At 43.8% G+C, this 19,737-nt stretch carries 16 protein-coding genes; 3 read left to right on the forward strand and 13 right to left on the reverse strand.

Features of this window, described 5'->3' with window-relative positions:
* Positions 1–36 precede the first annotated feature (36 nt).
* The gene (locus JEZ96_RS14170) at positions 37–1,389 is read right to left on the reverse strand and encodes an NCS2 family permease (RefSeq protein ID WP_061782765.1); all 1,353 of its coding nucleotides are present in this window, start codon (positions 1,387–1,389) and stop codon (positions 37–39) included.
* Positions 1,390–1,978: 589 nt separating this feature from the next.
* On the opposite strand from JEZ96_RS14170, the gene JEZ96_RS14175 reads away from it, so the two are divergent.
* Positions 1,979–2,350 carry a PilZ domain-containing protein gene (locus JEZ96_RS14175; protein ID WP_011919737.1) on the forward strand — a complete coding sequence of 124 codons (372 nt, stop codon included), beginning with the start codon at positions 1,979–1,981 and terminating at the stop codon, positions 2,348–2,350.
* A gap of 59 nt (positions 2,351–2,409) precedes the next feature.
* Here JEZ96_RS14175 and radA read toward each other — a convergent pair whose 3' ends face one another.
* The gene (radA, locus tag JEZ96_RS14180; protein ID WP_061782764.1) at positions 2,410–3,774 is read right to left on the reverse strand and encodes a DNA repair protein RadA; all 1,365 of its coding nucleotides are present in this window, start codon (positions 3,772–3,774) and stop codon (positions 2,410–2,412) included.
* A 156-nt stretch (positions 3,775–3,930) separates the two neighbouring features.
* On the opposite strand from radA, the gene JEZ96_RS14185 reads away from it, so the two are divergent.
* Positions 3,931–6,318: a PilZ domain-containing protein gene (locus JEZ96_RS14185; RefSeq protein ID WP_061782763.1), complete on the forward strand. Its 2,388-nt coding sequence runs from the start codon at positions 3,931–3,933 to the stop codon at positions 6,316–6,318.
* Positions 6,319–6,330: 12 nt separating this feature from the next.
* Here JEZ96_RS14185 and JEZ96_RS14190 read toward each other — a convergent pair whose 3' ends face one another.
* Positions 6,331–7,308, reverse strand: a complete 978-nt coding sequence (locus tag JEZ96_RS14190; protein ID WP_061782762.1) for an alpha/beta fold hydrolase — start codon at positions 7,306–7,308, stop codon at positions 6,331–6,333.
* Between the two features lie 115 nt (positions 7,309–7,423).
* A complete protein-coding gene (serB, locus tag JEZ96_RS14195) occupies positions 7,424–8,419 on the reverse strand; it encodes a phosphoserine phosphatase SerB (RefSeq protein WP_061782761.1) in 996 nt (331 codons plus the stop codon).
* A 64-nt stretch (positions 8,420–8,483) separates the two neighbouring features.
* Between serB and JEZ96_RS14200 the strand changes: the two genes are divergently transcribed.
* On the forward strand, positions 8,484–9,515 hold the full coding sequence (locus tag JEZ96_RS14200; RefSeq protein WP_025008849.1) for an AhpA/YtjB family protein: 1,032 nt from the start codon (positions 8,484–8,486) through the stop codon (positions 9,513–9,515).
* A gap of 186 nt (positions 9,516–9,701) precedes the next feature.
* Here JEZ96_RS14200 and deoD read toward each other — a convergent pair whose 3' ends face one another.
* The 9 genes from deoD to prfC all read right to left on the reverse strand — a co-directional run bounded on the left by deoD (position 9,702) and on the right by prfC (position 19,697).
* Positions 9,702–10,412: a purine-nucleoside phosphorylase gene (gene deoD / locus JEZ96_RS14205; protein WP_011919742.1), complete on the reverse strand. Its 711-nt coding sequence runs from the start codon at positions 10,410–10,412 to the stop codon at positions 9,702–9,704.
* Between the two features lie 91 nt (positions 10,413–10,503).
* A complete protein-coding gene (locus JEZ96_RS14210) occupies positions 10,504–11,718 on the reverse strand; it encodes a phosphopentomutase (protein ID WP_011788542.1) in 1,215 nt (404 codons plus the stop codon).
* 9 nt (positions 11,719–11,727) lie between these two features.
* Positions 11,728–13,059 (reverse strand): thymidine phosphorylase, encoded by a 1,332-nt coding sequence (deoA, locus tag JEZ96_RS14215; RefSeq protein WP_011788541.1) that lies wholly within the window; start codon positions 13,057–13,059, stop codon positions 11,728–11,730.
* Between the two features lie 184 nt (positions 13,060–13,243).
* The gene (gene deoC, locus JEZ96_RS14220) at positions 13,244–14,014 is read right to left on the reverse strand and encodes a deoxyribose-phosphate aldolase (protein WP_128090267.1); all 771 of its coding nucleotides are present in this window, start codon (positions 14,012–14,014) and stop codon (positions 13,244–13,246) included.
* Between the two features lie 406 nt (positions 14,015–14,420).
* The gene (locus JEZ96_RS14225; RefSeq protein ID WP_011788539.1) at positions 14,421–15,278 is read right to left on the reverse strand and encodes a nucleoside-specific channel-forming Tsx family protein; all 858 of its coding nucleotides are present in this window, start codon (positions 15,276–15,278) and stop codon (positions 14,421–14,423) included.
* A gap of 359 nt (positions 15,279–15,637) precedes the next feature.
* Positions 15,638–16,897, reverse strand: a complete 1,260-nt coding sequence (locus tag JEZ96_RS14230) for a NupC/NupG family nucleoside CNT transporter (RefSeq protein ID WP_128090266.1) — start codon at positions 16,895–16,897, stop codon at positions 15,638–15,640.
* A gap of 176 nt (positions 16,898–17,073) precedes the next feature.
* Positions 17,074–17,838: a TatD family hydrolase gene (locus JEZ96_RS14235; protein ID WP_061782759.1), complete on the reverse strand. Its 765-nt coding sequence runs from the start codon at positions 17,836–17,838 to the stop codon at positions 17,074–17,076.
* 10 nt (positions 17,839–17,848) lie between these two features.
* Positions 17,849–18,034, reverse strand: coding sequence for a hypothetical protein (locus JEZ96_RS19635; RefSeq protein WP_011788536.1), 186 nt, complete (start codon positions 18,032–18,034; stop codon positions 17,849–17,851).
* An 82-nt stretch (positions 18,035–18,116) separates the two neighbouring features.
* Entirely contained in the window at positions 18,117–19,697 is a 1,581-nt protein-coding gene (gene prfC, locus JEZ96_RS14240) for a peptide chain release factor 3 (protein WP_011919746.1), read from the reverse strand.
* Between the last annotated feature and the right edge of the window lie 40 nt (positions 19,698–19,737).

Raw genomic sequence — 19,737 nt, forward strand, 5'->3', positions numbered from 1 at the left:
TAGTAATGTTCAGATAGTGACGTTCAGATAGTGACGTTAAATCGCCCATCCGCCCATATAAAACACAACTAAGCCTAAGGTAATGGCTAATACACCCACCTTTAACTTACGCCATTCACCACTGCAAATACGACCAATCACTAAAGTGACAAAGCCCAGCATAATGCCAGTCACAATATTGCAGCTTAAAATGATAAATACTGCGCAGGTCAATCCCGCCATAGCATCAACTTTATCGTTAAAGTCGAGCTTTGCCACATTACTCAGCATCAATAAACCTACGTACATCAGCGCGGGGGCCGTTGCATAGGCAGGGACTAAGTAGCTCAAAGGCGCGAGGAAAACCATAAACAAAAACAACACGCCAACAATCGTTGCCGTTAAACCGGTTTTACCACCCGCGGCAGTGCCTGCGGCTGACTCGATATACACAGCGGCTGGGGCGCCACCGACTACGCCTGCAAACATACTACTCACAGAATCCGATGTCAGTGCTCTACCGCCGCCAACAATATTATCATCTTTATCCAGTAGGTTAGCTTGCCCTGCCACAGCACGAATAGTGCCAGTCGCATCGAAAATGGCCGTCATCACTAAAGCAAGCACGATCGGTAATACTACAGGATTAAAGGCGCCCATAATATCGAGTTGCCCAATCAGTGAATGCTCAGAGGTAAAATCGGGGAAGGCAAATAAGCCTTGGTATTTCACGCTCGGATCGAACACTAAACCAAATACCGATAACACAATAATGACCAACAGAATACCGCCTGGTACACCACGGCGCTCTAAACCAATTGTCGCTGCTAAACCGATAACAGTAGCGATAACAGGTAAGCTGTTAATATCACCTAACTTTACGGGTAAGCCTGAACTATTTGCCACAATCAACTGCACACTGTTAGTAGCAATCAAGAGTAAAAACAAACCGATACCTATACCAGTACCATGGGCAATGCCTTTAGGTAAATTAGCGAGCACCCACTGACGAATGCCTGTCACACTCACAAGCGTAAATGTCACACCCATCAGGAAAATCGCGCCTAAGGTGACAGGAATCGACATGCCCTGACCTAGTACCAAACTAAATGCGGTAAAGGCCGTGAGTGAAATGGCGCAACCAATCGCCATGGGTAAGTTGGCCCATAATCCCATCAGCAAAGAACCGAAAGAAGCAATTAAACAGGTTGCGACAAATACAGCACCGGGATCAAATCCTGCTTGTCCCAGCATATTGGGTACCACAATCACTGAATAAACCATGGCAAGGAAGGTCGTTAACCCTGCAATGACTTCTTGGCGAACTGTGCTACCACGTTGATGAATTGAAAAGTAACGGTTTAGAAATGAACCTGAGGATACGGTTGTTGAACTTAAGTGCTCAGACATAATGTAGTTATACCTTGTGATCTCTTAAAATTAGGGTCGATACCAGAGTGTAAAAAACACGATTGGCGACGCTGGCTGCGGCAGATTAGAGCCCCAAATTCATCGAATTTGGGTGAGAGATCCACATCATTTTCCTACTGCGGGAAAAATCCATGATCTGCAAGCAGTGATACTTCGCAATGGCTAAAACACATTAACCATATTGACGCAGCCGTTGTTGGCCGCGGATGATACTGGAATATCCCAAGGATAGCTAAGACATCGCCAGCACTTCGATAAAAAATTAGTGATAAAATCCGAAATCAGTTGTTCAACAAACAACCAAATCTTATGGCATCACTGTCGTTTTAGATCACGGAAAAACCATTAATACTCTGTCAGAACAAGACCAAACTAATCAGATGCACAAAACACCTGACATCAAAACACGCTCACAATTCACTATTAATGAAAATGTAATATGCGATCTAAGTTGGGTTATTGAATAAAAAACGCACTCGCTTTTACAGCCAGATGAATATGACTTATGCTTAGAACTCTCCACATTAAGGCTACCGTTGGTAAAACTATGAAAGGAAAAGAATTGGTTATGGACGAGAGACGCAAATTTTCGCGGATTTTATTCGCTGCCAGCGCATCACTGCACCAAGGAAACGAGCATTGGCAAACCACCATTCTCGACCTCAGCCTTAATGGCGCATTGGTTGAAGAACCACATGACTTTATTAACTCAGGAAAACCGATTCAGCTAAGTTTTACCCTGCCTGAATCCGATATTGAACTGCAAATGGAAACCGAGTTAGTCCATCAAAGAAACGCCCAGCTTGGTTTAAAATGTAACTTTATTGATGTCGATAGCATTAGCCATCTTAAACGCATGGTTGAGCTCAATCTTGGCGATGCTACTCTGCTTAACCGAGAACTTGCATTTTTTATTGAAGAACACAATAACGCCCATTAAGCGCACTTATTAACCCCAATATAAGCATTGCTTATATTGGGGTGCACTCAACCACTAAGCTAAATCGCCTCTAAGGCTTCTGATAGTTTTGAAACACCGATAACTTCCATCCCTATAGGAGGCTTTTTAGGCACATTAGCCTTAGGGACTATCGCTCGTTTAAAACCATGTTTAGCCGCTTCGATTAATCGCTCTTGTCCATTTGGCACTGGCCGAATTTCGCCCGATAACCCGACTTCACCAAATGCGACCAAATCACTGGGTAAAATCTCGCCACGAAAACTCGATACCATTGCCAGTAATAGGGTTAAGTCCGCACTGGTTTCCGTCACTTTAACGCCGCCGACTACGTTAACAAACACATCCTGATCCGACATTTGCAAACCGCCATGGCGATGCATAACCGCCAGTAACATGGCTAAACGGTTTGCATCCATCCCAACAGCCACGCGGCGCGGATTAGACATAGCCGAGTTATCCACCAGCACTTGCAGTTCTACTAACAGCGGACGCGTACCTTCCCACACCACCATCACTAAAGAACCAGACGATTCCTCTTCACCACGGGAAAGGAAGATAGCTGAAGGATTAGCGACTTCTTTTAAGCCGCGCTCTGTCATGGCAAATACACCTAACTCATTGATTGCACCGAAACGGTTTTTGTGGGAACGCAAGGTACGGTAACGACTGTCACTATCCCCCTCAAACATCACTGAACAATCAATACAATGCTCAAGCACCTTAGGGCCTGCAAGGCTACCGTCCTTAGTGACATGACCCACCATGATCACGGCTATACCATTTTGTTTCGCAAAACGCGTCAAATAAGAAGCAGACTCTCGTACCTGCGACACACTGCCAGGACTTGATGCCACATCACTCATATGCATGACCTGAATCGAATCAACCACAATCACCTTAGGTGATTCTTTTAGGGCAACTTCACAAATTTGCTCGACACTGGTTTCCGATAACATCCGTAATTTATTGGTCGGTAAACCCAAACGATGGGCGCGCATGGCAACCTGCTGTAAAGACTCTTCACCCGTTACGTATAATGCAGGCATTTGTTCAGCCAAATAACAGAGCGTTTGCAACAACAGGGTACTTTTACCGGCTCCAGGGTGACCACCGATAAGAATCGCTGAACCCGGGACAATCCCGCCCCCCAGCACTCGGTCGAGTTCTCCAAAGTGACTCAAAATTCGCGGTAACGCATTCAAATCGATTTGATCTAAGGTTTTGACTTCACTACTACTTGCCCCTGCATAACCTGCAAACTTAGTCCCTCGCCCAGGCGAAGCAGCACCGAGTCTAACTTCGGTAATCGTATTCCATTCTTGGCAGGCGCTACATTGGCCTTGCCAACGAGGAAAGTCTTGCCCACACTCATTACACACGTACGCAGTTTTATTCTTTGCCATAACTCATTAAAATCTGTATAAAATAAATTTAAGTAACTGTGAATACTGCCGACATAAGACTAACACAGCACGGCATATACCCAAACAACCTGAAGATGCTGAAACTCGTATATTCAGGTAGCTTGGGTATTAATAAGCATTAGAAAAGAACCCTATATGAGTTTAGATAACCACAGTGCACTCATCGAACAACTTAAGCCGCTGCTCATGGAACCTAACTTCCAAGAGATTTTCCAGCAGCTAACGATTGATGAAACCAATTCGACACGTTTTCTATTAAAAATGGAACTCAATCGTTTGGCGTCGCCTTGTACACGCATTATCGATCTTAGGGATAAATCTGAGCTTCCCTGCACTGAAGCTATGCTCGGCCAACAACGCCACTTTTTAGATGAACCCGCCAAACACAGTCTTCAAGAAGCCATGTCACTTTATCGTAATCAATATACGCTAGGAGTATATGAATATGTTATCGCGGCTCATCAACAACGTCGCCAAAAATTACGCCAAGGTATACAACAAGCGGATGCTGCGATAGAACCTGAGCCTTTTATGGTGCCAGGCGTTGTTTTGGGAAGTTATTTTAATCGCACTGAAGAACGAATGAATTACAGCATTCGTATTATGGCCTCACAAATTGGACGTGGAGAGCTGCCAGGCATTACAGCCGATCTCTCCGTCAATGGCGCTCGTATTCGACTTCCGGCGAATCATCCATTTGATCTTGATAAACCGTTAAAAGTAAAACTGCTTGAGCTTAGTGAAGAATACTATTATCCAGACCTCCAACTCGGTGTCGACTACGAAATCGTCGACAAACAAACCAATAGTGAGTTTATTTGGTTAAGACTTAAACGTATTAGTGGCACTGAGGCCCTTGGGCAAATGCTCAGCAATTTGATCCGTGGTTACAAATTACGTTATAAATTAGATGTTAACGATGTCCTGGTTACCGCTTCTGGTTTAGGATTGGAGCGCCATTATTTACCGCATTTGCCACATTTACCGCTCTACTTCAATAGCCAAACCCAAGGCTTGAGTCATATGTTACTCAGCCGCGATAACCAACAAATAGTACATTATTTTCAGGATGAAAATGATGTCAGCCAATTACCCGCCATGCTAACGCAAACTAGGCTATCCGCATTACTCAATCACCCTGAAGATCCAGATCATGGATTATTTTTTAGCTTTACTTATAACGCTCAGGGGTGCTTATGTTTTTATTCTGCAACCTTAGCCGAGCTAAAAGCTAAGGGCATGATGCCATTATTTTTAGGTTTTGCATCGACAAAACCAAGTTGGCGCATCTTTAAGCTCACCCAAGATAAAATCTGCCACGCTAAGGGATACCGTCGCGCTACATTACCGGGGGATGAAGCTAAATACAGCCCCATCGTCGAACAGCAACTTGCTCAGTTCAGCCATTTGCTACAACTTGTCGATCTTACAAATGAAGAAGCAAGGGCTGACTATAAAGCTTGGCAAGATAATAGTAATGTCAATGCTCTGAAAACCTTTGCCCAACAAAAGCTAACCACACACCCAATTAAACCCATTTCAATGCAGTTTAGTGAGCGTAGACAAGAAGCCCGTTTTGCTTTTAAAACCTTAGTGAATATTTCACAAGATGAGCTAAAGGCCTCGGGAATTAGCCTAGATATATCCAGTAGAGGTATGCAGTTAACCCTAGATCATCCAACGGAGTTCTCATCGAATAAACCTCTGATGCTCAGCTTTCCAAAGTTACAAACGATTGCGGGTAAAACTCAACTCGATCACCTTCCCTATCGTTTAGTGAGAACGCGAAAAAATGGTGTCACCTTGCATTTAACTGCCATTATGGGTCATACCCCCCATGTAGGGGTCGAGTTTTTAAATAAACTCATTGCCCACAATAAGGAAAAACTCGAACAACTGACACAAAACGATAACGAAGCAAAAGAACTCGCCGATGGCTTAAAAAACATTCTGCTGCATCATCTATGTTCTGTACCCTATTTTGTTGAAAAAACCACTAAATCAGCTCAAATAGCCTGCCTTGGTATTGGTACAGAACAGGATGATATCAGTGCTATTTTTGCTGCTGGCACCTCAGATATACTGCAATACAATTTGGGGCCGCTGCTCAAGGATGGCTTTTTTAAGCGTGATATTCTCGATCCTATACGTCAAATGAAACCCCAACAAGATATGGATTTTATTGAAGTATTCATCCAACTGACACGCCAATCTCGAGGGCAAATCCACCTAAAATGCGTACTAGCAAACGAAATGATTAACACACAAGTGAAGCTCGCTTTTATTCATCAGAGTAAAATTGCGGGACGATTTATGGCATTACGCATCTACCGCGGTGCAACGGAAAAACCCGATATGAGCTATCTTCGCCGCGAGCTTGAATATATTAATATTCATGCAAATCACAAAGCTAAACAGCTAGAAGAACAACTATGGCGCATTATTGGTGTGGGGGAATTACTGGATATCACCCAAGAAGTAGAACTGAGATATCCTGCATTACATCAAAAAAGTGTTAATTGATGCTATGCGTAACTAATCCTTTAATACACAAAGATCAAAAGCTAAATACCAGTCACGGATCAACGGAAAATGATCACTTACTGCATCTAAATGGGTCAACATATCCCCATGCCCATAATCCTGTTTAAAACCGTTTATTTTTGATAATAAAGTAAATTTAACCCGTTTGAATCCACATTCGGTAATCATATCGGCGACATCTTCTGGATGACCTAATACAGTGTCATTTTGCCCCGCAATAAACCAAGCTGGCGGCCATTGGGTATTGGCTGCAGCCTTTGCATAATCAAATCCATCATCATGATCACACCATTCACCCCGCACCCAATCGATACTTTGAACTAACGAGGCACGGCTCTCATTATCCATACCAACACGCAATTTATCTGCAGCAAGGTAACCTTGCCCCATCGCTAGACTCGGAGCAAGTCGATTCCAGAAGACATCGACCATCAACCATTTTTTAAAAGACTTTACTCGGATAGTACGTTTGCTGCCGAAAGTGAGCAATGAACGAACGTTTTGTTGTAGCTCTGGGTAACGGGCCAAGCTACTCGCCATTAACACACCGCCCCAAGAATGCGCGCACCAATGCACTTGCGATGGCGCAGTAACAGCAAGATCGTGGCAGGCCTTTTGATGTAAATTCAAAATAAACTGCTGCACTAAAGGGATCTGCTCACGAATAACTTCTCCCTGGCCTAAGGTAAATCCTCGGGTAATCTTGGGAACACTAAGTCCTCTTCCGGCGGTATCAAGCACATAAACGATAAAACCAGCCCTGGCCAAAAAACACCCAAGACCACGACCACTTTGGCTATAAAACACCCTTCCATTAGACATGGCTCCGTGGAGCATTAGAATGGGAGTTTTTGAGAAATGAGGTTTCGCGGGTAATAACTGACGCAGATGTAACTGTCCATCCCGATAGGGAATATAGAGTGAAGTTTGTGAAATGGCTGAAGTCCCACTAGCAATAAACGGAGTCAAAATAAGTCACTGGCAGTTTATTAAGTAGAACTAAACTACCAGTTCACATTGAAAAAACAAGAGTCATTACTCTAACCCCTGTTTTTATATCAATTAATTTCAATAAATGGATAACTTAGTTTTGTAACAAGTAAGGCAACACCCGCAAGTCGAGATGGCGAATATTGGCATCCGCCGCTGCAGCTAACTTAGGTTTAGCATGGAATGCAATGCCAAAATCTGCCGCTTTCACCATAGGAATATCATTGGCACCATCACCAATAGCCACTCTTTGTCCCCGAGGGATATTCCACTGCGCGCTGCAATGCGCTACGACATCAGCCTTATATTGTGCATCAACGACCTTACCCGTCACTGCGCCCGCCAGTTTAGCGTCAGTAATCACTAACTCATTAGCAAAGGCCGCATCTAAATTTAACAGTTGCTTTAAGTGCCCCACAAAAGGTGTAAAGCCACCAGATGCCACCACTAAACGCCAACCATGGGATTTAAGTTCAGCCAGCATAGATTCAAGTCCTGGCATCAATGGTAATTGGTGGCATAACGTCGTAATAATATTGGCATCTGCCCCCTTAAGTTGAGCGACTCGTTGACGTAAGCTCTGCTCAAAATCAAGTTCCCCCTGCATGGCCCTTTCGGTTATTGCCGCCACTTGCTCCCCAACGCCGGCCATCGCGGCTAATTCGTCGATGCATTCGATTTGAATCGCAGTTGAATCCATATCCATCACAAGTAACCCTGGTACACTTAATTTGGGTAAATCAGTATTAAAAACATGCAACTCTGCCAAATCATAGGGAAACATCGTTACCCTATCGGACGATAGCTCAAGGGGTAAAGCAAGTTCAATACAATGCAAAGCCACTTGACGTTTGATTGACGCAATATAAACATGGGGTAACTTGAGCGTACTCGCTAATGCGATTAGCCACTCAGCAAGGGATTTTTGTGCACTTATCTCTTGATAAATAATCCTAACACGCACAAGCGTTCCCGATGGTGGAGTATCAGACTCTTGATAAGCCTCAAAGAGATGCCCTTGGTATTCAAACCGTGGCGAAGGGTTAGTCGCTAACCATAAAAAAAGCGCATCTTGGTTCAAGCTTTCCATAGGACTCGTGTTCTCCAACTATCGGGCTTACTCATAATCCATTATGATTAGGTAAGCGCTCTAAATGTTAAGGGTCAAAGTGTTATATCTTAAAGGGCTTAAGAAAAGCCATAAAATTAGCAGGCTACTCCAAATCGCCATTGCCTTGACCTTGATGGTGGGCTTAGTGCAATTGTGGCAGACAAGCCTACTACAAGGTCAGTTGCTTCTAAAGTCCCAAACACAAAAGATGGCCAGATTACTGGTTCAGCAAACGGCTTACGGTGCTGCACCCGCGCTACAACTGCAAAATGATGAGCAATTACAATGGCTAGCAAGTGCGCTTGTTGAAGATCCAAAGGTGATGTCCGCAGCCATATTCAGTGATCAAGGTATTCGGTTATCCTTCGCGCAAAGCATCACCAAAGATGTGTTAGATCCTGATTCAGAGGAAATGGTTCAGCTCCTCAGTAAGTATCCTCCCTATGTAGAACCCGTACTTCAAGAAGGTAAAAACCTAGGTTATGTCGAAGTTAGACTCGATACCAAACTGTTCTTTAACGAAATTAAAGAAGCGCATAGTTTAAATATGGAGCAGCAGCAAATCATGCTGCTGGTTGCAGGCTTAATAGGCATGTTGCTTTCGCGCTCTTTGTCTTTCAAACGTGCCGACTTCGACCGCCGCCGCTTTCGGGTTAAGTTGCGTCAAGCGCCGAAAAAACCTAAGAAACGATCATCAGCTGAAGAGCCATCAGAAAGTGTTAATGATGGTTTGGCGCAAGAGCTAACCGAAGATAAAGCGGTGTCGACCACTGATAATCCACAAGAAAAAGCAGCTAAGCCTACTAAAGCACCAAAAGCAGTGACAGAGACCAGTGTTGATAAGCCCACTCAGGCAAGCGTGCAAACTAAGGCCGAAAAAACGTCAGAAAAATTATTAACATTAGAAGCAAGTCGCGAAGTTGAAAACGCGACAAACAATGCGGCTCAGGCAACGCCTGTAAAAGTAAAACCTAAAGTTAAAAGTGTCCGTAAGGTAAAACATGCAAATAAAGCAACGACTGAAACCTCGGCGCCCAATGAGCTAAGTGATCTCGACACTGATTCAACAGGTTAATCTCTATTTCGGTAGATAGGACAAATCAAAACTCTAGATAGCTAAACTCTAGATAAGCAATAAACAGCCAATTTCTAATAACCAACCTATTAATAATAAAGTCGAATAGAAAGCCGCTAAAAGTTGGCATAAAAAAGGGTTCGCAATGCGAACCCTTTTTATTAGCACATTCTTACAAAGTAAAATTTACAGTGTAATCGCCGCTTCTAACGTCATGATGATCATGTCATTGAATGTAGTTTGACGTTCTTCTGCAGACGTCTTTTCACCAGTGCGGATATGATCTGATACAGTCACAACACACAGGGCGCGCGCACCAAACTCATGGGCAACGCCGTATAAACCAGCGGCTTCCATCTCTACGCCTAATACGCCCATTTTTTCCATCACATCGAACATTTGTGGATCAGGAGTGTAGAACAGATCAGCAGAGAAAATATTACCTACGCGGATTTTAGTGCCTTTGACTTTAGCTGACTCGATAACCGCATTCATCAGCTCATAGTTAGCGATAGCAGCAAAATCTTGACCTTTAAAACGTAAACGGTTTACTTGTGAATCAGTACATGCGCCCATACCGATGATCACATCGCGTACTTTAACGTCAGTGCTGATCGCGCCGCAAGTACCCACTCGGATCAGGTTTTTAACGCCATAATCACGAATCAATTCAGTTGCATAGATAGAGCATGAAGGAATCCCCATGCCTGAACCCATAACAGAAATACGCTTACCTTTGTAGGTACCAGTAAAACCTAGCATGTTTCGAACATCAGTCACTTGCTCAACATTTTCTAAGAATGTTTCAGCAATATATTTTGCACGTAATGGATCGCCAGGAAACAAAACTGTCTCAGCGAATGCGCCCTCTACAGCATTAATGTGTGGTGTTGCCATCGAAATAACCCCTGTTTATTTTATTAAGACTTAAGTCTTTGTTTACTGGCGACTCAATGTCAGCCGCCAAATCGATATCTTGTATGTGTAATTAGATAAACGACTCGCCATAGGCCATTGGCTCAAGCTTAAAATGGCTAGCAATGGATTGGCCGATATCGGCAAAGCTGTTACGACGGCCAAGCGATCCTGCTTTTAAACCCGCGCCATAGGCCAGTACTGGTACATACTCACGGGTATGGTCAGTGCCTTGCCATGTTGGATCGCAGCCATGATCAGCCGTTAAAATCAGCAAATCATCTTCACCCAATAATGCGAGCATTTCAGGTAAACGGGCATCGAAATATTCCAGCCCCTTAGCATAGCCCGCAACATCACGGCGATGACCGTAATGGGAGTCGAAATCAACAAAGTTAGTAAACACTATAGTGTTATCGCCAGCAGATTTCACCTCGGCTAAGGTGGCATCAAAGAGGTCTTCAAGACCATTCGCTTTCACTTTTTTAGTGATACCACAGTAAGCATAAATGTCGGCAATCTTACCCACACTCACCACCTCACCGCCAGCCGCTTTCAGCTTGTCTAAAACGGTTTTTGCTGGAGGCTCTAAGGAGTAATCCTTACGGTTACCAGTACGGGCAAAATCACTTGGGCCAGTACCATTAAATGGACGGGCAATCACGCGACCTATGTTATAAGGCGCTAACTCTTCACGGGTGATTTCGCAAAGACGATAAAGATTGTCTAAACCGAAAGTTTCTTCATGGCAGGCGATTTGAAAAACAGAATCCGCCGAGGTATAAAAAATAGGCTTACCAGAACGCATATGTTCTTCGCCTAACTCTTCAAGTATTGTCGTACCTGAAGCATGGCAATTACCTAAAAATCCATCAAGCCCAGCTCTTGCTAAGATTTTATCCGTCAATTCTTTAGGGAAAGAATTTTGATGCTCGCTGAAATAGCCCCACTCGAATAGCACGGGAACACCCGCCATCTCCCAGTGGCCGCTCGGGGTATCTTTACCTGAACTTAACTCTTGAGCGTGACCATAAGCACCAATCAGCTCAACATTGTCGCCAAAACCAGGCGCAAAGGCTCCCGTACTTTCCATAGCCGCATGGCCTAAGCCCAAGCGCGCTAAATTAGGTAATTTAAGTGGGCCTTCTCGGCCTATATCGGCTTTGCCTTCAGCGCACGCTTTAGCAATATGACCAAAGGTATCGGAACCGACATCACCAAAGCTTGCTGCATCAGCAGAAGCACCGACTCCAAAGGAGTCCAACATCATAATAATGGTACGTTTCATCATTTTTCCTTAAAGATCCGCTGCACGAATGTAAGCGTAGATCTCAGGTGTTTTTTCTGGAGCGGTTTCACCTATGTGAATCGCTTTTTTCACCGCATTTTCCGCTTCTGTAAAGGCTGCTTCAGACTGTGCGTGGATAACAGCAATAGGCGTTGATGAATCAATTTTATCACCAAGGGCACAGACTTGGGTTAAACCAACACTATAGTCTAGTGCATCGCCAGGCTTTCTGCGGCCACCACCGAGAGTCACCACGGCTAAACCAAGCTCTCGGGTATCCATGCTATAGGCATAACCCTTTGCATCGGCAAATACAGGGCGAATAATCTGTGATTGCGGCAGGTACTTACTGTAGTTTTCAACAAAATCGACTGGCCCACCAAGCCCTGAGACCATCTTGCCAAAAATTTCAGCGGCGCGGCCGTTATCCAAAACACGATTGAGTTTAGCGCGAGCCTCAGTTTCATTGCTTGCAAGACCGCCAAGGAGCAACATCTCAGCACAAAGGCCCATAGTCACTTCATATAGACGTGGGTTACGGTAAGCCCCCGTTAAGAAGTCAATGGCTTCTTTCACTTCAACCGCGTTACCGGCACAGGAGGCTAACACTTGGTTCATGTCGGTCAGTAATGCTGTGGTCTTAGTTCCCGCACCATTGGCTACAGCAGTAATACTGCGCGCTAACTCTTCAGAAGCCTCATAGGTAGGCATAAAAGCGCCACTACCGACTTTTACATCCATAGCGAGTGCATCTAAATTGCAGGCTAATTTCTTAGACAGAATCGACGCTGTGATGAGGGAAATAGATTCAACGGTAGCGGTATTATCACGGATAGAATAGAAGCGTTTATCGGCAGGAACGAGATCACCTGTCTGACCAATAATGGCGACACCGACCTCTTTAACGACTTTGCGAAATAGTTCGCTTGATGGCTCAGTTTGATAACCTGGAATCGCATCAAACTTATCGAGCGTGCCGCCCGTATGGCCTAGGCCACGCCCAGAAATCATAGGCACATAACCACCACAAGCCGCAGCCATAGGGCCAAGCATAAGGCTAATCACATCGCCCACACCGCCAGTGCTGTGTTTGTCGATAACAGGGCCATTGAGTCCCAATGATTGCCAATTAAGTACAGTGCCAGAATCACGCATTGCCGTCGTCAAAGCGATTCTTTCATCCATATTCATGTCATTAAAGTACACTGCCATACCGAATGCAGCGATCTGGCCTTCGGATACTGCGTTAGTAGTGATACCTTGAACAAAAAACTGTATTTCTGCAGGACTTAGCGCTAAACCATTACGTTTTTTACGAATAATCTCTTGAGCTAGAAACATGATACTGCCTCCAAGATAGGCACTAACAACCCTGTCGCTAGTGCTTACCTTTGCAATGAAACATCAAAACTGTAGCAATATTACAAGTTCATACTATCGAAGTTTTGAGTTTATCAAATAGATTTAGGTCACACTTAATTGGGCTCGCTATAGGCTGATAGTATTAATCAGCGATAGTTTGCGATTAATAACCTTGAGTCGGCTTAGGCGCATCGGCTAATTCTAGTGTGTGTAACAAGCTGTTTAATAAGCTTGAAGCACCAAATCTAAAGGTACGTGGAGACACCCAATCAGCACCTAGAATACGTTCTGCAACACCTAAAAACTCAGCCGCTTGTGCAGCATCACGTACGCCACCAGCCGGCTTAAAGCCTACTTGGGTATTCTTCTCGCTGATCACAGTTAACATGATTTCAGCCGCTTCAAGTGTGGCGTTGACAGGTACTTTACCAGTAGAGGTTTTAATAAAATCAGCACCCGCATCGATTGAAAGCTCAGAAGCACGGCGAATAAGCGCAGGATCGGCTAATACACCTGATTCAATAATGACTTTCAATAAGACTTCACCACAGGCTTCTTTACAGGCTTTCACTAACTCAAAACCCACCGTTTCATTACCTTCCATCAACGCACGGTATGGGAATACTACGTCAACTTCGTCGGCACCATAGGCAACAGCAGCACGGGTTTCTAATACTGCAATGGCGATATCATCATTGCCGTGTGGGAAGTTAGTGGCAGTGGCGATTTGGATATCTTCAGCACCAATTTCATCTAGGGTTTTACGGGCGATAGGAATAAAACGTGGATAAATACAAATTGCAGCGGTGTTACCTGTTGGCGTTTTCGCCTTATGGCACAAATCGATGACTTTTTGATCGGTGTCGTCGTCATTCAATGTGGTTAAATCCATTAACTCAATGGCGCGTTGTGCAGCTTTTTTTAAATCAGTCATAATAGCTCTCCAAAAGAAAAATAAATAGAAATCAGTCGCATAAAGCAACGCGTAGAAGTGGCATTATTGTGATTATTTTTATGGCCGGGCCTTCAGGCGATGCCGAGTAATTTGTGTAGGGCAAATTACGTTTTATTAGGTATTCAATCTTGCCTATGCATAACACATACGCATCCTGACACTTAAACTGACTATAAGTGGTCACGACTTGAATCCTTGAAGACCGGAAGAGAGGATACGAATAAAATCTTGTTCCTACTTTTCCGCGAAAAATCCATTTTAGCGCGAGAAAAACACAAACCTTTATATAAACACACTGCTCAAACATTTAATGGGTTTAGATAAAGATTCATGACACATTAAATATGGAGCCGCAAAATGCGGCTCCAACAAGTCTTACAAGATATTAGAACTTGTAAGTTGCAGACAGGTAGTGTGACCAACCTGTTGATTCTAGACCAGTAGCACCATCATCGGTCAGCAAGTAAACATCTTTAAAGCCTTTTAGGCCATAGCCCAGAGCATAACGTTCTGAGTGCCAGTATAGACCGAAGAAAATGTTACCACCGTTAGTTGACTTGCCTTTAACTAATGGACCATTTTCAACTGCAGGCCAATAAGCTTCGTCTGCACCGAATTGGTAATCGATATAACCTTGGAATGATAGGAAGCTCTTATCATCGAAGAAATAGAAAGGCTTAAACCAGTTCGCAGAGAATTGGTAACCGTTCCATTCTTTAGCGTTCATATCGTAGTAACCGTATAGGTTCATACCAGTTTTGCCTAACCAAGGTACGTTTACATCGGCACCAACACCCCAGAATGTGGAGTTAACGCCTTCACCGTTTAGGCCGTCCCAGTTGAATAGAGTAGAGAAGTAAACTTCTTGTACTGGGCCGAAAGACAAATCTTTACCTGTTAATGCATCAATAGATACACGTGGGGCAAACTTCATAAATAGCTTACTAGTTTTAGAACCTGGGTTCTTGTCGCCATTACTAGTTTTTTCATTCGCTAAGTTGAAAATATCAACATAACCATAAAGATCGAAAATACCAGAACGACCACCAAACTCCATTTCTAAGTAGTTGTGCTGATCGCCAGACGCTGGGTTCTCTGGTTTTTCACCGATAGAGTACATAGCGTTGAACTGCATCCACTTGTAATCAGAGCCGTGAAGGTCTGTACGGTCTGCGGCAAATGCGTTACCAGAGATTGCTGCTACTGCGGTAGCGGCTAAAGCTAAAGTTTTAACGTTTTTCATCATCAACCCCATTTATCTTGTTTACTACCATCAAGGGTAGCGTTCTTTTTGTGGCGCTCGCATTTTACCTCGATTAAAAAAAATCTCAATAATCTAGCGTAAAATCACGAACACAAAATTCTTAATTGTGAACAAAGTCGCGACCTATTTTTCACAATTAACCAACCTAACCATGAATTGACGATAGGTAAGGCAGAATAACAACTCAAGTGTAGATGTGATCTGGCCTTAGTAATCGCAAAAACAATTCACGACAGAAATCACTATTGGAAAATGGTTGAATTAACTTGGGTCCAGTCCAGCAATGGGCTGGACCCAGTTTTGGGGAGCGCATCCCCTTAAACTTAGATAGCTAACAATTAGATAGCTAAGAATAAGCCAGCAAGTGTTGCGCTCATTAAGTTAGCTAAAGAGCCGGCGATAACCGCACGAATACCCATTTTAGCTAAATCATGGCGACGGTTAGGAGCCATAGCGCCTAAACCACCCAGTAGAATCGCAATTGAAGACAAGTTAGCGAAACCACACAGTGCAAACGAAATAATCGCTTTGGTTCTGTCAGTCATTGCTAAACCAGTTTCAGCCACAACTAGGCCACCATCAGCGATGTCTTTTAAGTATGGAGCAAAGTTTAAGTAAGCGACGAATTCGTTAACAACGATCTTTTGACCGATGAAAGAACCTGCTACTAACGCTTCGTTCCAAGGCACACCAATTAAGAATGCTAATGGCATGAAAATGTAGCCAAGGATCAGCTCAAGTGTTAAACCTTCAACACCAAACCAACCGCCTACACCACCGATGATACCGTTGATCATCGCGATCAAACCTACGAAGGCTAACAACATAGCACCAACGTTCAGCGCTAAATGCATACCAGATGAAGCACCCGCAGCCGCAGCGTCTAACACGTTCGCTGGCTTATCAGGATCTTCTGGTAATTCATCCATATCGTTCTTAGCGGCTTCTGTTTCTGGGTGCATCAGTTTCGCCATTAATAGGCCACCTGGTGCTGCCATGAATGAAGCGGCAACTAAGTATTCGATAGGCACGCCCATTTGCGCGTAACCAGCTAACACTGAACCCGCGATTGATGCTAAACCACCCACCATGATCGCAAACAGTTCAGACTGCGTCATCGTAGGAATAAACGGACGAACCACTAAAGGCGCTTCAGTTTGACCAACGAAAATGTTAGCAGTTGCTGACATAGACTCAGTACGGCTTGTACCTAATGCTTTTTGTAGCGCGCCACCGATGATACGGATGACCCACTGCATTACACCTAGGTAGTACAGTACCGCGATTAAAGAAAAGAAGAACACGATAACAGGCAACACGTTAACAGCGAAAATAAAACCAAGTTTGAAGTTAGCTAAATCGCCGAACAGGAAGCTAATACCGTTTTGTGCATAACCAATAACGCTAGATACGGCGTCAGATACACTTTTCAGAATATCTTTACCTACGGGAACATACAGAACAAAACCACCGAAGGCGGCTTGAATGGCTAACGCACCACCCACTGTACGTAAATTAATTGCTTTTTTGTTATTCGATAGGAGGAAACCTATCGCAAGTAGGGTGACCACCCCTACTAAACTCATCAATATATTCATTAACCATCACCCTATTGTTAACACTTTTTAATTATGTTGTTAATCAACCTATTTCCGCGTCAGATTATACCCGAGGAAAAGTCGAAAATCGTCGTTTTGATCAAATTTTTGGAGTTTAATTTCAATCGCTTAGTGAAGAATGCTAATGCGACATACACCTGTTTAATTAAAAACAACTAAAGGTCAAACAGTTGCATAGCATTCAACATCAAGTGTTCTGATATTAGAACACTTGATTTTTTTTGCAAATTGGCAATTTTGTCTATAAAAAGAGCGGCATTCGCCGGTTGATTACGTTTTTCAGTAACATTTATTGGCGCCATTGAGGGCGAATCGGTCTCAAGCAGGAAATTTTCGAGAGGGAGTTCACATACCGTTTTGAGTAATTTTTTAGCATTGGGGTTCATAATTAAACCACCAATTCCTAACTTGTAACCTAATTTAATATACTCGAGGGCGATTTCAGGACTACCAGAAAAAGCGTGTATTACGCCACCTCGAGGTAATTGATATCTTTTTAAGCAATCTAAAGTCTCTGAATGGGCTTTAACACTATGGACAATAACAGGCAAATTAACGGCTTTTGCTAACCGTAATTGAGCTTCAAAAAAAGCCAGTTGTTGCGGCCAAGTCACAGAATAAAGTTTATCTAAACCACACTCACCAATAGCTACAAATCGAGAACACCCAATCCATCTTGATACCTCAGATGCTAATGCTTGAAGTGATGCATCGATATCCTGCGGACAGAACCAAGGGTGAATACCCAGTGCAAAGTAGGCTTGATATTGCTCTGCAACGGTAAGTTGTTTTTGCCAATGAGAAGGGGAAACGCCAGGAATAATCAGGTTTTTTATCCCAGCTCGATGCATTTTTAGCACAACTTCACTGCGATCCGCATCAAATTCGGCAAAGTCCAAATGAGCATGGGTATCTAGCACAGAAAATGCCTCATTCAGACGTTTTATCAGTAGGCGATGAAACCTGCTTATCTTCCGTCAAACAGGAAGAACGCTTTGAAACTAAAGGAGGATCCTCAAGCCTCGGCATACAACAACGACGATTCTCAGGTGTTAATCCCATCCGATCACACCACCGGATGTAAGCTTGCCATGATTTTGTGATCCAATTAGCCATAACCGCATCCAGAAAAGTAAATTAGATACAAAAATGGCGGTAAATTACCGCCATTTCAACAACTATGATCACCCTAACAGAGTTAATGTTCGCGAGTTTTCGCAAACTCTATATCAGGATATCTTTCCATCGAAAGATTGAGGTTAACCATCGTTGGCGCAATATAGGTCAAGTTGTCGCCGCCATCAAGCGCCAAGTTTTGGCTGCACTTACGGCGAAACTCTTCTAGCTTACGCTCATCTTTACAATAAACCCAGCGGGCAGTCGACACGCTAATGCCTTCATAAATCGCCTCGACGTTATACTCACTCTTCAAACGTCCCACAACCACTTCAAACTGCAGTACCCCCACCGCACCAACAATTAAATCATTGGTATCAAGAGGACGGAATACCTGTACAGCACCTTCTTCAGATAACTGAACTAAGCCTTTTAGTAGTTGTTTTTGCTTAAGTGGATCACGCAGACGAATACGGCGGAACATTTCAGGGGCGAAATTAGGTACGCCTGTAAAACGGAATTTCTCACCTTGAGTAAAGGTATCACCAATACGAATGGTGCCATGGTTATGTAAGCCAATGATATCCCCAGGATAGGCTTCTTCGGCACGCTCACGATCGCCCGCCATAAAGGTCAAGGCATCACTGACGTTAACATCTTTACCAATACGCACATGGTGCATCTTCATACCCTGTTCATAACGGCCTGAACAGACACGCATAAAGGCAACACGGTCACGGTGTTTGGGATCCATGTTTGCTTGGATCTTGAACACGAACCCAGTGAACTTTTCCTCATCAGGCATGATCACCCGAGTGTCACTTTCACGTGGTAATGGCTTAGGAGCCCATTCCACAATGCCATCAAGAATATGATCAACACCAAAGTTACCTAAAGCGGTACCAAAAAATACGGGGGTCAATTCGCCTTTCAAGAAAGCCGCATGATCAAACTCATTCGACGCACCGCGCACTAATTCCATCTCATCACGTAAATCGGCAGCATAACTACCAATCGCTTTATCAAGATCTGGATTATTAATGCCTTCAATCACACGACGTTCTTGAATCGTATGACCCATACCGCTTTGATACAACACGACTTCATCACGCAGAATATGGTATACGCCTTTAAATTCTTTACCGCTGCCAATAGGCCAAGTAATAGGAGCACAGGCAATATTCAGTACGTTTTCGACTTCATCCATCAGATCGATAGGATCACGGATATCACGGTCGAGTTTGTTCATAAAAGTCACGATCGGCGTATCACGCAGACGAGTCACTTCCATCAACTTGATTGTTCGGTCTTCGACACCCTTTGCAGAGTCGATCACCATCAGACATGAGTCAACCGCAGTCAAAGTACGATAAGTATCTTCGGAGAAGTCTTCGTGACCAGGCGTATCGAGTAGGTTAACGAGGGCGCCACCATAGGGAAATTGCATGACAGACGTAGTAATCGAAATACCGCGGTCTTTCTCCATTTCCATCCAGTCAGACTTTGCATGCTGACCCGATTTTTTACCTTTAACCGTACCCGCTTTTTGTAAAGCGTTTCCGAATAACAGCACTTTCTCGGTAATGGTTGTTTTACCCGCGTCGGGGTGCGATATGATCGCGAAGGTGCGACGTTTATCCACCTCTACTTTATTGCCTGACATATTAACCTATGCACTAGTATCGCTAAAAAGGCGCAAATTA

The organism is Shewanella putrefaciens, assembly GCF_016406325.1.
Classification (GTDB): domain Bacteria; phylum Pseudomonadota; class Gammaproteobacteria; order Enterobacterales; family Shewanellaceae; genus Shewanella; species Shewanella putrefaciens.

What these genes read in the sequence shown, in the direction of transcription:
- radA (WP_061782764.1), bottom strand. Translation starts at nt 3,774, where the DNA reads ATGGCAAAGAATAAAACTGCGTACGTGTGTAATGAGTGTGGGCAAGAC.
- JEZ96_RS14230 (WP_128090266.1), bottom strand. Translation starts at nt 16,897, where the DNA reads ATGAATATATTGATGAGTTTAGTAGGGGTGGTCACCCTACTTGCGATA.
- JEZ96_RS14225 (WP_011788539.1), bottom strand. Translation starts at nt 15,278, where the DNA reads ATGAAAAACGTTAAAACTTTAGCTTTAGCCGCTACCGCAGTAGCAGCA.
- deoC (WP_128090267.1), bottom strand. Translation starts at nt 14,014, where the DNA reads ATGACTGATTTAAAAAAAGCTGCACAACGCGCCATTGAGTTAATGGAT.
- deoD (WP_011919742.1), bottom strand. Translation starts at nt 10,412, where the DNA reads ATGGCAACACCACACATTAATGCTGTAGAGGGCGCATTCGCTGAGACA.
- serB (WP_061782761.1), bottom strand. Translation starts at nt 8,419, where the DNA reads ATGGAAAGCTTGAACCAAGATGCGCTTTTTTTATGGTTAGCGACTAAC.
- JEZ96_RS14210 (WP_011788542.1), bottom strand. Translation starts at nt 11,718, where the DNA reads ATGAAACGTACCATTATTATGATGTTGGACTCCTTTGGAGTCGGTGCT.
- JEZ96_RS19635 (WP_011788536.1), bottom strand. Translation starts at nt 18,034, where the DNA reads ATGGCTAATTGGATCACAAAATCATGGCAAGCTTACATCCGGTGGTGT.
- JEZ96_RS14185 (WP_061782763.1), top strand. Translation starts at nt 3,931, where the DNA reads ATGAGTTTAGATAACCACAGTGCACTCATCGAACAACTTAAGCCGCTG.
- prfC (WP_011919746.1), bottom strand. Translation starts at nt 19,697, where the DNA reads ATGTCAGGCAATAAAGTAGAGGTGGATAAACGTCGCACCTTCGCGATC.
- JEZ96_RS14200 (WP_025008849.1), top strand. Translation starts at nt 8,484, where the DNA reads ATGTTAAGGGTCAAAGTGTTATATCTTAAAGGGCTTAAGAAAAGCCAT.
- JEZ96_RS14170 (WP_061782765.1), bottom strand. Translation starts at nt 1,389, where the DNA reads ATGTCTGAGCACTTAAGTTCAACAACCGTATCCTCAGGTTCATTTCTA.
- JEZ96_RS14175 (WP_011919737.1), top strand. Translation starts at nt 1,979, where the DNA reads ATGGACGAGAGACGCAAATTTTCGCGGATTTTATTCGCTGCCAGCGCA.
- deoA (WP_011788541.1), bottom strand. Translation starts at nt 13,059, where the DNA reads ATGTTTCTAGCTCAAGAGATTATTCGTAAAAAACGTAATGGTTTAGCG.